The following is a 13,820-nucleotide window of genomic DNA, read 5'->3' as shown; positions in this document are numbered from 1 at the left end:
TGGTCTTAATCTCCTCGAAGTTATTACTGATGCTTTAGAAGGTAATGTCTCTGTTTTCCTTTCCTCTATTACTACTAGCTAGGCAGTTACGTTATAAGTTTTAATTCCTCACTCATCACTCCTCACTCCTCACTTTTCCCCCAGCATTCAGCAGTACTGCGACACATCTTCGCCGCATTCGTCCGCTAGATAGCACATTGCTCGGAAACGTAAACCAACCACTTCTTCATATAAGGGGTTGAGCTTGCACATCGGCGGAATGTGAAACAGGGTTTTCCCAAATAATTTCACATCTCGCTCAAATGGACACTGAGATGGAATCAGTTTACACAAGCGGTGAGCTAATTGGCGATCGCGGACTTGAATGCTATCTACACGCTGCCGTAGGGGTTGGAGAATATTCCAGTAAGATTTGGAAACTGAACGGTCTAGCTGGGTTACTTTATGGTCACTAGTCTCTGCTTGATTGATTGATACCCAGCTTGCCAGAAAAATCTTTTTTGTGGTATTATCAGATACCTTCATGGTTAATCCCCTGTGTTATTGAGGCTGTTCATCTTTTTGATGAATATATACAACGTGGCAACGAACTTTACCGGAAAAATCGCGTTCTGACTGCGATATAATGTAATACCTGATTAGCCACTTAAGTCAGAACCTAATTTATTACTACGTCAAGTTAATCGCAATTTTCTGGGGATCGGTAGTGTAATCTGACGATCTTGTTCATAACTTGATACAGTTTAAATTTTAATAAAGACATCCGTCATTGGATAGGTTTTAGTGTAACATTTACAGAACTTAATATAAGGTCTTTCCGCAAGTATTTTTGCTAAGTATAAATATTGCTAATACCCTAATAGGTGTCTTTCGTTTACGTATTCTCACTTCCCCACGTCAGAGCGTCCTGTTCATTGCTGGCTGAATGCCGTAGAAGTAAAGAGAAGTCTGTAGACGCGGCTGCGGCTTAAAGCCAGGTGGGTTGGCTTTCTCAGTAGATGCAGAGCGGCTAGTCATGAAACATCGGTCGTGGCAAAGTCTCGGTAAAGAAAGTGATTCTTCTTCAATTTGCAATCTATAGCGTCTTAGGGCTAACTTATCTGGGATTAGCATTGGGCTACATTCCTGGTTTACGCATGAACCGTGCCACCATTGCTTTAGTCGGTTCTGCCTTTTTAATTGCTTTAGGTGTTCTGAATTTACAGGAGGCATGGCAGGCCATTGATGCCAATACCATCGTATTTCTCTTGAGCATGATGGTAGTTAATGCCAACCTATCCTTTGCAGGGTTTTTTAGACGAGCAATCTCAATTATATTGAGTATCACTCGCAGTCCTCTAGGTTTGTTAATTGCTTTAACTTTTAGTAGTGGTATTCTCTCCGCCTTTTTTCTCAATGACACTTTGGCGTTGATTTTTACACCCTTAACCTTGAGCCTGACTCTAGCTTTGGGCTTAAATCCGATTCCTTATTTACTAGCGATCGCAGGTGCAACTAATATAGGCTCAGTAGCAACTTTGAGCGGTAATCCTCAAAATATCCTGATTGGCTCCTTTTCAGGCATTTCCTATCTAGATTTTTTGGATGTATTGGCCCCAGTTGCCCTAATAGGCTTGGTAATTCAAGTAGGATTACTGTGGCTACTTTATCCAGATGTGCGCTCAGTCAAACCTTGTGAACAGATAATAGTTGGCAACCAACGGATTTTTAAACCTTTATTTAAAAAAACATTAGTCATCACAATTGGGCTGCTAATTGCATTTACTGTCGGCTTACCGTTAGGGGAGTCTGCTTTAGTTGCTGCTAGCTTGTTGCTAATCACTCGGCGGATTAAACCTCAGCGCATTTTGCAAAAGGTCGATTGGAACCTGCTGGTAATGTTTTCTGGATTGTTTATTTTGACGCGAGTCACGCAAAAGTTGAATTTAATCCAGCCATTTACCCATGCAATCAACTCTGCTGCGAGTTTTTTGAGTGTAACTGTTATTTTATCTAACTTGATTTCTAATGTTCCGGCTGTACTTCTGCTGCATCCCCTGGTTCCTCCAGGTGACACTAAGTATTGGCTATTATTGGCAGCCGGATCAACGTTAGCTGGTAATTTGACTTTGTTTGATTCAGTCGCTAACTTGATAGTTGTAGAAGCTGCTGCTGATTTAGGCTACAAGCTAACTTTTTGGGAACATCTAAAGTTTGGAGCGCCATTAACAGTGTGTACTTTAGTTATAGTATACCTCTGGGTTAATTGAGGGCGATCGCTCTTGGGAACACACAATGACTATGATGCACTAACTGGGTGTAACACAAACTTGTTCCAAACTTTACTTACGTCAAAGCCAAAAACTAATACTAAAGCCTCTGATATTTTAACCAAAGGCTTTGGTATTTTAAGCTTATATGTTGAAATACTAAGGATTACGCCAGTTTAATGCTTCACTGCGTATAAATAGAGTTTCTGCATCTTTATTATCATAATTAAGCATAATTCTATTTCTTGTACTGCTTTATACTCTAGTTAAAATTTTATAATATCACTGGTAGTGGTAGCTGAACAGAAAATTTGGTTAAGCCTAATTGATTTTTTCTCAGGAATTAGGTAAAAAAGTGCAAAGACGCTCAAAAAACTTTGCGTCCTTGCACCTTTGCGTGAAGTTATTATTAAGATGCTACTTGAGCTGCAGTCCGAGTGCGTCGTCTTCTGCCATCAGCAACTTTCACGGGTGGCTCATCAGGGATTTGCATCAACAAAGTCACAGATGGCTGACATTGCAGTTCGCGGCGGATGGAACGTTGCAATTCTCGCTCTAAAGTACCTTGCAATCCACCCCAATCTATATCTGCTGCTTCACCTTCCCCAGCAGCAAATTCAGACCAGCGCACAGTGAGGATTTCTTCAATCCGTTGTTTTACCCAAGTTTGTAGCAGTGAGCGCTCTACACTTGTCACTACACCCCGTAAGTGAATTTCTGGTTTTGCCAACAGTTTACCATTCCAATCAATGGCAGCTGCGATCGTAATAATGCCTTCTGAAGCCATGCGTTGCCGTTCTTGTAAAACTTTGGCACTTACCATACCCGAACTAGTAGTATCCACCAATTCGATACCAGATGGCACTTTCCCAGCGACGCGAATGGCATCTTCAGTCAGTTCGACAATATCACCATTCTGGATAATGATCGTGTTTTCTGCGAGAATGCCCATACTTTGAGCCGTTTCTGCGTGCTTCACTAGCATCCGATGTTCGCCGTGAAATGGCACAAAGAATTTGGGTCGAGTTAAGGCAATCATCAGCTTTTGCTCTTCCTGACAACCGTGACCGGAGACGTGAATCCCTTTATCCCGTCCATAGACCACTTTTGCACCCTGAATCATCAATTTATCGATGGTGTTGACTACTGCGATCGTATTTCCGGGAATTGGGTTAGCAGAGAATACTACCGTATCTCCTTGGCGGATTTTAATGTGAGGATGTTCTTTGTTGGCAATCCGGGTCATTGCTGCCATTAATTCACCCTGAGAGCCTGTAGTTAAAATTAGTACTCTCTCATCAGGTAGATTGCGGACTGCGTGCAATGGTTGCAGCAGATTATCGTCACACTTGATGTAACCTAAATTGCGGGCATGAGCAATCAAGTTCAGCATCGAACGCCCCACAATCGTCACTACACGGTTTTGCTTCTTTGCGATATCCAAAATCATGTTGATCCGATGCACACTGGAAGCAAAGGTAGTAACGAACAATCGCCCAGTAGCTTGACTAAATACTCTGTCCAGATTGGGATAAACTGAACGTTCAGAAGGTGTAAATCCTGGCACTTCCGAATTAGTGGAATCACTTAGCAAGCAAAGAACGCCTTTTTCACCATGTTCTGCTAGCCTCTGTAAATCAAACTTTTCACCATCTACTGGAGTATGGTCAATTTTAAAATCCCCTGTGTGAATAACTACACCGAGAGGAGTATGAATGGCAACAGTGAAACTATCAGCGATGGAGTGGGTGTTACGGATATATTCCACTAAAAAGTTTTTGCCAATCCGCACCACATCACGTGGTATGACTGTTCTAATTTCTGTGCGATCGCGCACTCCTGCTTCTTCTAATTTACCCTCTAGCATTGCCATTGCTAGTCTGGGGCCATAAATCACGGGGATATCAAATTGCTTAAGATGAAAAGCAATCCCGCCAATATGGTCTTCATGACCATGAGTAACGATCATCCCTTTAATTTTGTGGCGATTTTCCCGCAGATAGGTCGTATCCGGCAAAACAATATTTACTCCATGCATCGCCTCAGTAGGAAAAGCCAATCCTGCATCTAACAGGACAATTTCATCGTCGTACTCAAAAAGACAGGTATTTTTCCCAATTTCATGCAGACCGCCCAAAGGAATAATTTTCAAGGCGGAATTATTAGCTTCGTTTTTAGCCATTTTCTCTTTCTTATTGTTACTTGTGGTTAATTAAGTTGATAGTTAAGTTTCCTTGTATTTAAGACAACATCATTTGTCTCTTAAGTTAGTCCCAAAGCAATCAAGTTTTAATTGAAATCTTCAATTTCTTATTCAATAAAATGGATTTAAATTGCAACTTATGAACAATTATGATCATTGTTTATATCTATCTTTAGAAAGCAGCAGATTACACCGCTTAACCAAATGGTCGCTAGATTAAACTAAGTTCTTTCAGAACCGCTTCTAACTTTTGACTTACTTCTAAGTCAGGTTCACATAGCGGGGGACGAGTTGAACCAACCTCCCAACCTTGAAGTTTTAGTGCTTTTTTCACTGGAATGGGATTTGAAGTGAGAAATAGAGCTTTAAACAACGGAAAGAGTTGGAGATGAATTTCGCTGGCTACCTCTATTTTACCGACACTAAAAGCTTGGATCATCTGCTGTAGTTGGTTTCCTACCAGATGAGATGCCACACTTACCACACCCTTTGCCCCGATCGCTAACAAGGGCAAAGTCATGTAATCATCACCAGAGTAGATGTGGAATTCTTTTGGTGTCAAGCGACGAATTTCGCTTGCCTGATCTATGCTACCAGTGGATTCTTTAATCCCGACAATATTGTTAACCTTAGCTAACCGGGCAACTGTTTCTGGCTGAAGGTTTTGTCCAGTACGACCTGGAACATTGTATAACAACAATGGTAGATCGGGACAGGCTTGTGCTATTGCCTGAAAGTGCGCTTCCAATCCCGCTTGTGGCGGTTTGTTGTAATAAGGAACAACTTGTAAGGAACCATGCACTCCTATTTTAGACGCTTTTTGGGTAGCAGCGATCGCTTCTTTGGTGGAATTTGAACCACAACCTGCGATCACCTTGGCTTTTCCTGCCACGGACTGCAACACCTCGACAAACAACTGGTATTCCTCATCCCAACTTAGAGTAGGAGATTCTCCTGTTGTGCCACACATTACCAATGTATCTGTACCGTTGTTAGCTAGATGTGCTGCCAGTTCTGCCGCTACATCATAATTTACACTACCGTCTGCTTTAAACGGCGTAATCATAGCGGTTAAAACATTGCCAAAATCTCCCACCCTGTTTTCACTCCTGATTACCCATGTTTTTGTATCTTGGTGGTTTTCTATTGTAATAACTTATTTACATATTGCTTTCAACACTGATTCCTACATTTGCTCTTTATCATTAGTTTTTATTTTTACTAATAACTAGCTTGAAACGTAAGCCTTAGAAGGTTTTAGTAGATTTTTTTCTACCAACAATTCGGCGATTTGTACTGCATTTAATGCTGCACCTTTGCGGATTTGGTCGCCACACAACCATAATTCCAAGCCACACGGATGAGAAATATCCTGACGAATTCTTCCCACTAAAATTTCATCTCGACCAGTTGCTTCAATTGGCATCGGAAAATGATTAGCTTCCCAATCTTCTACCAATTTCACTCCAGGGGAGCAATTTAAAATTTCTCTGGCTTCCTCTGCACTAAAGGGAGTCTCAAATTCTAAATTAATGGCTTCTGAATGGGCGCGAAGTACGGGAACCCGTATACAGGTTGCAGTGATTCTAATTTGCTGCGTACCAAATATTTTTCGGGTTTCGTTGACCATTTTCATCTCTTCCTCACAGTAACCCAAATCGTTTAATGGTGAGTTATGGGGAAATAAATTAAATGCCAGTGGGTAAGGCAATACCTCAGCAACTGGTGGCTGTCCTTGTAGTATAGCGCTTGTTTGGGTTTTGACTTCTACCATTGCTCGAGCACCAGCACCACTAGCTGATTGGTAGGTTGAGGCTACGATGCGTTGCACTGGTTTAACTTTATGCAATGGCCATACTGCCAAAGTCATTAAAATTGTTGTGCAGTTGGGGTTGGCAATAATGCCTTGGTGATTAGCTGCTGCTAGTGGATTCACCTCTGGTACTACTAAGGGAACTTCCGGGTTCATCCGAAAGGCACTGGAGTTATCAATTACCACTGCGCCCTTTTCAATAGCAATTGCTGCCCAAGTTTTTGATGTGGAACCACCTGCACTAGCCAGTACTATATCCACATTTTCAAAGGCGCGATCGCGAACTTGCTCTACTGGTATATTTTCCCCTTTAAACCGCAGCGATCGCCCAACACTCCGCTCTGATGCCAATAACTTCAAGTCAGCAATCGGAAAATTACGGCTTTCTAATAATTCCAGCAACTCTGTGCCAACAGCACCAGTTGCTCCCAAAATAGCTAAACGATAGGATTTAGACAAACTCACTTCCTCCTTTAATGAGGTTTATTTGCAATTTCTTGGAACAATTGAAAATTTACTTAAATTATTTAAATTGTGAGCGTAATCAATCTTGAAATACATTTTGAATAGATTTATATTTCTCTCTAATTTAGTCTATCTTTATAGACCTAATGCATTTATTTTCTTTGATATTTAATAAGTTAAGTGATGTTGCATTTTACAACAATGACTATTTAATCTTTACATTTATTTAAACTATTTTTATTTAAACTATATATTATTATACAACAAACTGCCATTTAGCAGAAAAATGGAGATATCTGCACTTAGACGTTTAATAGGCATCCCACCAATAATGGTAACAAATGTCTTGGTTGCAAAGTTGCTTATCAAGAGGATGAACATACTAACATCTAAATGTATAAAATCAGCACAGCATGAAACTGAGCTATACAGCTAGATAACAGATGCGCTCTCGTACTACAACTTAATAATATCTAGACTCAATACTATAACTTGAACTTGGGAGTACTAACCACTCGCTCAGAACCAGGATATCACAGCGTTAGTCCGCTAAATAATTATATTCCTAAGTTCAGAGTAACTGGAAACTGGGGACTAGGGACTGGGTACTGGAGAAGAGTTTTCCAATGTCCAATGCCCGATTAACTAATTGTTATGAAGGTAAAATGTCAAGTCCTTGGTCATTGGCAGTAAACTGGATCTTTGCCCCAGGACAAATATCCATCGTTGGATGTCATAAAGCCTTGTGGCAACATCCCACACCCCTAAGAGACATCAAGCCATAAACGCAAACAATTATTTTATTGCGTCTTGTGTGTACTCCGAGTTTAAAATATCAGCAAACTAGAGACGAAGCATGAAAGTTACCCAGGAAAGACTCCCCGCCAGCCAAATTGGTCTGGAAATAGAGATTACGCCGGAAATTACCAAGCAAACTTACGAACAGGTGATTAAAAACTTAGCGAGTACTGCCAATATTCCTGGGTTTCGTAAAGGCAAAGTGCCTCGACCGATATTGCTACAACGGTTGGGTACAACTCGAATCAAGGTAGCAGCGCTGGAAGAACTAATTCAAGATGGCATTGAGCAAGCAGTCAAACAAGAAGCTATCCCAGCAATAGGTCAGCCACAATTGCGCTCCTCCTTTGAGGATTTGATTAAGAATTATGAACCAGGAAAACCCCTGACGATTTCGGCTGCTGTCGATGTAGAACCAGAAGTGAATCTAGTGCAGTACACTGATTTGCTTTTCCAAGCTGAAGAAGTCAAGTACGATCCAGAACAAGTAGACAATAGCCTCAACAAGGAACGTGAAGAATTGGCTACATTAATTCCTGTGGAAGGACGTGCAGCCCAAATCGGCGATATTGCCGTAGTCGATTTTAAAGGTGTATTCTCCAAAGCTGAGGGGGAAGACGAAACAGCCGAACCAGAAGTGATTCCCGGAGCTGAAGCAACTGATTTTCAAGTTGAATTGCAAGAAGATAAGTTTATTCCAGGTTTTATTTCTGGAATAGTGGGGATGAATCCTGAAGAAACCAAAGAAATTGCGGCGCAGTTCCCAGATCCATATGCTAATGAAGATTTAGCTGGAAAAGCGGCAACTTTCACAGTAACGCTCAAAGAACTGAAGGAAAAAGAGCTACCAGAATTAAATGACGACTTAGCCCAGGAAATCAGTGATTTTGAAACCTTAGAGGAATTACGTGCTTCCTTGGTAGAGCAATATCAAAAAGAGGCGGACGACAAAACAGAAACAAATAAGCAGGAAGCCTTGTTAACGGAACTGCTCAAGCACGTAGAAGTTGACTTACCAGCAACGTTGATTGAGCAAGAAGTGGATGCAATGCTAACGCAAACAGCAATCCGCCTGTCTCAGCAGGGATTAGATGTGAAGAAGTTGTTTACTCAAGATATTATTGTTCAATTGCGGGAGCGATCGCGCACTGAGGCAATTGAACGCATCAAACGCTCCTTGTCTTTGCGAGAAATCGGTAAACGCGAATCTATCGAGGTAACACCAGAAGAAATTGCATCTAGAGTCACAGAACTTTTGGAACAGTACCCGGAGGAACAAGAGGTTGATGAAGATAAACTGCGCTCAATCGTGCAAAATGAACTATTAACCGAAAAAATCATCGATTGGCTCTTAGAACACTCCTCAGTTGAACTTGTACCCGAAGGCTCCTTGAGTCCCACAGAGGAAACCGAAGCCGCAGAATTAGATGCTGATGCTGATGCACCTCAGACAGAGGAAGAAAGCAGCGATTCTACAGAAGTCACAGAAGGATAATAAAAAATTCCATAACCATGAGTTCACCAGTTCTGAGTTAAAGTACTGGTGAAATGGGTAAGGTAAGGGAGATGAGGGAGCAGGAGGAGATGAAATACCACTGCCTCTTAACTCTTGGCTCCTCAAAACTCAGTGATCAAGTCAGAATAATTAAAGAATTAATGAATTTTCGGCAAATAGTGACACATGTTATCGCCTGAGCTTGATACTGTGTTACACGAGAAGAAATTATATGAGGCATAATGGTTAACACGTAGCTGATAAAAATTTCATTCGTCGAAAAGGCAGCACATGCTGCGGAAACATTTGTCCTAAATTATCGTCAAATTTGATTGTATGCTTGGATCGCAATCGGGAAATTCCCCCATCAGCAACTTAAGTCGAATAAACATTAACTCCCAGTTGAGCAGCCCTAGCAACATTGTGCCGATGGTGGTAGAACAGTCTGGGATGGGAGAAAGGGCTTTCGACATCTACTCCCGCCTGCTGCGAGAGCGGATTATCTTTTTGGGAACGCCAATAGATGATGCTGTTGCCAACTCGATTGTGGCTCAGTTATTATTCTTAGACGCCGAAGACTCAGAAAAGGATATCCAACTGTATGTTAATTCTCCTGGTGGCTCGGTCTACGCAGGGATGGCAATCTATGATACAATACAGCAAATTCGCCCTGATGTTGTTACCATCTGTTTTGGATTAGCTGCGAGCATGGGGGCGTTTTTATTGACAGCAGGAGCTGCTGGGAAGCGAATGTCTCTGCCCGACTCCCGGATTATGATTCACCAACCACTTGGTGGCGCTCAAGGTCAAGCCATTGACATTGAAATTCAAGCCAGAGAAATTCTTTACGTTAAGGCTAAGTTGAATCAGTTAATGGCTCACCATACTGGTCAACCCCTAGAAAGACTTGAAGCAGATACAGAACGCGACTTTTTTATGTCAGCAGAAGAAGCGAAGAACTACGGTTTGATTGATCAGGTCATTTCCAGGCAAAATCTTCCCGTAGCAGGGGAAAACGTCACCATTCTGAAATAAGAGGCTGGTATGTCTAAGTACGACTCCCATTTGAAATGTTCATTTTGTGGCAAGTCTCAAGAGCAGGTGCGTAAATTAATCGCGGGGCCGGGAGTCTACATCTGCGATGAATGCGTTGACTTGTGTAATGAAATACTAGACGAGGAGTTACTCGATACAAATGGTGCGGCAGCACAACCAGCACCAAGAGCAGAACCACCTCAAAAACGCCGTACCCGATCTTCTAGTATTTCGTTTAATCAAATACCCAAGCCAAGAGAGATTAAAAAGTATCTAGACGAACACGTTATTGGTCAAGACGAAGCCAAGAAAGTGCTGTCAGTAGCCGTTTACAATCACTACAAGCGACTGGCGGTTATTCAGTCTAAAGCTAGTGGTAAACCTGGGGCGGATGATGCTGTAGAACTGCAAAAGTCCAACATTTTGTTAATCGGCCCGACTGGTTGCGGCAAAACTCTCTTAGCGCAAACCCTAGCGAAAATCCTGGATGTACCGTTTGCCGTCGCCGATGCTACGACACTGACGGAAGCGGGGTATGTAGGAGAAGATGTAGAAAATATCTTGCTGCGACTGTTGCAGGTGGCAGATTTGGATATAGAGGAAGCGCAGCGGGGAATTATTTACATTGACGAAATTGACAAAATTGCTCGCAAGAGCGAGAACCCGTCAATTACCCGCGATGTTTCTGGCGAAGGCGTACAGCAAGCCTTGCTGAAAATGTTAGAGGGAACGATCGCCAACGTACCACCCCAAGGAGGGCGTAAGCATCCCTATCAAGACTGCATCCAGATTGATACAAGTAATATTTTGTTCGTCTGTGGTGGTGCCTTCGTAGGTTTGGAAAAAGTTGTAGATCAGAGAGTTGGCAAAAAAGCAATCGGCTTTGTGCAACCGGGAGAAGGCCAATCTAAGGAAAAACGGGCAGCAGATACTCTTCGCAATCTAGCACCGGATGATTTAGTAAAATTTGGCATGATTCCAGAATTTATTGGGCGCGTGCCAATGGTAGCAGTAGTAGATCCGCTAGATGAAGAAGCGCTGATGGCGATTCTCACCCAACCACGCAGCGCCTTAGTGAAGCAGTACCAAAAGCTGCTGAAGATGGATAATGTCCAGTTAGATTTTAAACCAGATGCTTTGCGAGCGATCGCTCAAGAAGCCTACCGCCGTAAAACTGGTGCTAGAGCGCTACGGGGCATTGTCGAAGAACTGATGCTGGATGTAATGTACGAATTACCGTCGCGTAAGGATGTAACTCGTTGCACAGTAACACGGGAGATGGTCGAGAAGCGATCAACTGCCGAACTCATAATACATCCATCTTCACTACCGAAACCAGAATCAGCGTAAATCAATGCTGTTAGCTGATAAGCTATGGTTTAGCCCGTAAAGTTAGGAGTCAAGAGTGGAGAATGAGTAATTAACTCAAAACTCCGAATTCAAAATTAAAAACTCCTAACTCCTAACTCTTAACTTCTAACTCTCAAAAATGCCTTATATTAATATTCGTGGCGTTGAGCATTACTACGAATGGGTGAAAAAACCATCTGGTTCTTTGGTAAAACCAGTGATGGTTTTCATGCACGGTTGGGCTGGTTCGGCTAGGTATTGGCAAAGTACCGCCAATGTTTTATCAGAGCAATTTGATTGTTTACTCTACGATATGCGGGGATTTGGTCGTTCTGGTGGGAAGCCAACCATAGCTGAAGCAAGTGAAGCTATTGCCGAGTCTGAGTCCCCTCAGGAAGAATCAGAGGCAATTAGAGAGTTAACCTATGAATTAGAGGAATACGCTGATGATTTGGCAGCTTTGTTAGATGGGTTGCATCTTCAGCGTGTTTATATCAATGCTCACTCAATGGGCGCGTCTGTTGCTACTTTATTTTTTAACCGCTACCCCCAACGAGTAGAACGAGGAATTTTAACTTGTAGTGGCGTTTTTGAGTACGACGAAAAATCTTTTAGTGCCTTTCATAAATTCGGTGGCTATGTAGTGAAATTCCGTCCCAAGTGGTTAAGCAAAATTCCATTTGTTGACCAGATGTTTATGGCCAGATTTCTGCATAGTTCAATACCACATTCTGAGCGTCAAGCTTTTTTGGAAGATTTTCTCGAAGCAGATTACGATGCGGCTTTAGGAACAATTTTTACTTCCGTTAGTAAGGCTCAATCTGAAGTGATGCCGATTGAGTTTGCCAAGCTGACAGTGCCGACTCTGCTCGTGGCTGGGGAGTATGACAAAATTATTCCAGCCGAGATGGGGCGTAAAGCAGCCGCACTGAGTGACAAAGTGGAATTTGTGATGATTTCTAACACAGCGCATTTCCCAATGTTAGAGGATGCGCCAACTTATTTGCAACTGGTACAAGAGTTTTTGCAAATTAACATCCCACAACCACAAGTCGGATAACTGATGACGGTTTTTTAGACAGTTAAGTGTACCTGTGTGATACCTTGACGCATTTTATATTGTCGCTTTAACCAAGACTTTTTAATTATTTTACGGAGTAAGGGAGCCAGTTGAATCAACAGCGAACGCAGCAGTGCATTTTTTCGCAGTAGTTCGCCTTGTTTAGCTTCCTCTAACTGGAGTTGCTGGGCGCGGATAATTTCTGGCTCACGTTCCGCTTGGATGTACGATAGTGCCATGTCAATATCCTGGTGTCCGGCTTCTCTGTGCAACAACGGCACAAGGTGATTAGCAGCAACAATCACATCACGCAATGCGAGATTAATTCCTTGGGCACGCACAGGGGACATTGGGTGTGCAGCGTCACCTAGAAGCAATACCCCTGCTGCGTGCCATTGGGGACAATAACCAACCACAACAGAGAGCCGAATGGGAGATTCGATGGTTTCTGCATGATTACGGAAATGCTCTGCTAGCCATGAGGGTGATAGTGAGGCAAAAATCTCTGCCCAGTTGGCTTGCTTGGAGTCAGTGTTTTCGGTTGCGGACATCACCCAAGCCAGATGCAGTTTTCCTGACTCTGCTCCGTGAAAGATGGTAAATACGCGATCGCCATTTACAATAGTACGAAATACATTATCGGCTGCAAACTCAGGACTGGCGGCAAGCTTAAACCAGAGAATATCAATATTTTTGGGCTGGCGTACCAATTCCAATCCTATACGTTGTCGCACAAGAGAATTTCGACCATCTGCCCCAATCACTAAGTCAGCAGTTAGTTCTCTCCCATTACTTAGTACTACACCTGCGACACGTTGATTACTCCAGCGTAAATCTTTGACTGGAATACCCTGGATAAATTCAAACCCATCATTGGTTTGAGCTTCCGAAATCAGTGCATTGAGTAACGGTGGTTGTGAAACCAGTGTACAGGGTCGGGTTGCTCCCATTGGTTCATCAACTCGAAACAACTGTTTATCCCCCAGAATGAATTCCCATGCGTCGAGTTGTCGATGGGGAATATGCTCCAACAACGTCGATAAACCCATTTGCTCTAGTGCATCTAAGCCACTAGGCATTAATCCTTCGCCGCGAAAAACACGATGAAAGTCTTTTGCTGCTTCAATTAACGTTACAGCAATACCACGTTTTACAAGGAGCAGGGCAAGTGTTACACCTGTAGGACCTGCGCCCACAATCACAATCTGCACCATCTCATCCCTCGTGTATTAGTTGCTCTCAAAGATGTTGGTCGAATTATCGTAACTGCCTAGCTAGTAGTAATAGAGGAAAGGAAAACAGAGACATTACCTTCTAAAGCATCAGTAATAACTTCGAGGAGATTAAGACCA

The 13,820-nt window shown here is 42.6% G+C and carries 11 protein-coding genes; 6 read left to right on the top strand and 5 right to left on the bottom strand.

What is annotated here, in order from left to right:
• Nucleotides 1-147: 147 nt before the first annotated feature.
• Nucleotides 148-525 (bottom strand): Mo-dependent nitrogenase C-terminal domain-containing protein, encoded by a 378-nt coding sequence (locus V7K21_RS17320; protein WP_334721355.1) that lies wholly within the window; start codon nucleotides 523-525, stop codon nucleotides 148-150.
• Nucleotides 526-1,052: 527 nt separating this feature from the next.
• On the opposite strand from V7K21_RS17320, the gene V7K21_RS17315 reads away from it, so the two are divergent.
• A complete protein-coding gene (locus V7K21_RS17315) occupies nucleotides 1,053-2,249 on the top strand; it encodes an anion transporter (protein WP_335176272.1) in 1,197 nt (398 codons plus the stop codon).
• 409 nt (nucleotides 2,250-2,658) lie between these two features.
• On the opposite strand, the gene V7K21_RS17310 is transcribed toward V7K21_RS17315, so the two are convergent.
• The 3 genes from V7K21_RS17310 to V7K21_RS17300 all read right to left on the bottom strand — a co-directional run bounded on the left by V7K21_RS17310 (nucleotide 2,659) and on the right by V7K21_RS17300 (nucleotide 6,724).
• On the bottom strand, nucleotides 2,659-4,431 hold the full coding sequence (locus V7K21_RS17310; protein WP_335176270.1) for a ribonuclease J: 1,773 nt from the start codon (nucleotides 4,429-4,431) through the stop codon (nucleotides 2,659-2,661).
• A 232-nt stretch (nucleotides 4,432-4,663) separates the two neighbouring features.
• Nucleotides 4,664-5,548 carry a 4-hydroxy-tetrahydrodipicolinate synthase gene (gene dapA, locus V7K21_RS17305; protein WP_335176268.1) on the bottom strand — a complete coding sequence of 295 codons (885 nt, stop codon included), beginning with the start codon at nucleotides 5,546-5,548 and terminating at the stop codon, nucleotides 4,664-4,666.
• Between the two features lie 132 nt (nucleotides 5,549-5,680).
• On the bottom strand, nucleotides 5,681-6,724 hold the full coding sequence (locus tag V7K21_RS17300) for an aspartate-semialdehyde dehydrogenase (protein ID WP_335176266.1): 1,044 nt from the start codon (nucleotides 6,722-6,724) through the stop codon (nucleotides 5,681-5,683).
• 632 nt (nucleotides 6,725-7,356) lie between these two features.
• On the opposite strand from V7K21_RS17300, the gene V7K21_RS17295 reads away from it, so the two are divergent.
• The 5 genes from V7K21_RS17295 to V7K21_RS17275 all read left to right on the top strand — a co-directional run bounded on the left by V7K21_RS17295 (nucleotide 7,357) and on the right by V7K21_RS17275 (nucleotide 12,468).
• On the top strand, nucleotides 7,357-7,515 hold the full coding sequence (locus V7K21_RS17295) for a hypothetical protein (protein WP_335176264.1): 159 nt from the start codon (nucleotides 7,357-7,359) through the stop codon (nucleotides 7,513-7,515).
• 71 nt (nucleotides 7,516-7,586) lie between these two features.
• Nucleotides 7,587-9,023, top strand: a complete 1,437-nt coding sequence (gene tig, locus V7K21_RS17290; protein WP_335176262.1) for a trigger factor — start codon at nucleotides 7,587-7,589, stop codon at nucleotides 9,021-9,023.
• A 336-nt stretch (nucleotides 9,024-9,359) separates the two neighbouring features.
• A complete protein-coding gene (gene clpP, locus V7K21_RS17285) occupies nucleotides 9,360-10,058 on the top strand; it encodes an ATP-dependent Clp endopeptidase proteolytic subunit ClpP (protein WP_334796988.1) in 699 nt (232 codons plus the stop codon).
• Between the two features lie 9 nt (nucleotides 10,059-10,067).
• Nucleotides 10,068-11,408: an ATP-dependent protease ATP-binding subunit ClpX gene (gene clpX, locus V7K21_RS17280; protein ID WP_298911523.1), complete on the top strand. Its 1,341-nt coding sequence runs from the start codon at nucleotides 10,068-10,070 to the stop codon at nucleotides 11,406-11,408.
• Between the two features lie 139 nt (nucleotides 11,409-11,547).
• The gene (locus V7K21_RS17275) at nucleotides 11,548-12,468 is read left to right on the top strand and encodes an alpha/beta fold hydrolase (protein WP_335176260.1); all 921 of its coding nucleotides are present in this window, start codon (nucleotides 11,548-11,550) and stop codon (nucleotides 12,466-12,468) included.
• Between the two features lie 14 nt (nucleotides 12,469-12,482).
• On the opposite strand, the gene V7K21_RS17270 is transcribed toward V7K21_RS17275, so the two are convergent.
• On the bottom strand, nucleotides 12,483-13,682 hold the full coding sequence (locus tag V7K21_RS17270) for an FAD-dependent monooxygenase (protein ID WP_335176258.1): 1,200 nt from the start codon (nucleotides 13,680-13,682) through the stop codon (nucleotides 12,483-12,485).
• Between the last annotated feature and the right edge of the window lie 138 nt (nucleotides 13,683-13,820).

Origin of the sequence: Nostoc sp. (genome assembly GCF_036919595.1) — a bacterium.
Lineage (GTDB): Bacteria > Cyanobacteriota > Cyanobacteriia > Cyanobacteriales > Nostocaceae > Nostoc.
This window is presented reverse-complemented; position numbering and strand designations above follow the sequence as displayed.

Coding starts and splice junctions, on each gene's coding strand:
- tig (WP_335176262.1), top strand. CDS start 7,587: ATGAAAGTTACCCAGGAAAGACTCCCCGCCAGCCAAATTGGTCTGGAA.
- V7K21_RS17320 (WP_334721355.1), bottom strand. CDS start 525: ATGAAGGTATCTGATAATACCACAAAAAAGATTTTTCTGGCAAGCTGG.
- V7K21_RS17295 (WP_335176264.1), top strand. CDS start 7,357: ATGTCCAATGCCCGATTAACTAATTGTTATGAAGGTAAAATGTCAAGT.
- clpP (WP_334796988.1), top strand. CDS start 9,360: ATGCTTGGATCGCAATCGGGAAATTCCCCCATCAGCAACTTAAGTCGA.
- V7K21_RS17270 (WP_335176258.1), bottom strand. CDS start 13,682: ATGGTGCAGATTGTGATTGTGGGCGCAGGTCCTACAGGTGTAACACTT.
- clpX (WP_298911523.1), top strand. CDS start 10,068: ATGTCTAAGTACGACTCCCATTTGAAATGTTCATTTTGTGGCAAGTCT.
- V7K21_RS17275 (WP_335176260.1), top strand. CDS start 11,548: ATGCCTTATATTAATATTCGTGGCGTTGAGCATTACTACGAATGGGTG.
- V7K21_RS17310 (WP_335176270.1), bottom strand. CDS start 4,431: ATGGCTAAAAACGAAGCTAATAATTCCGCCTTGAAAATTATTCCTTTG.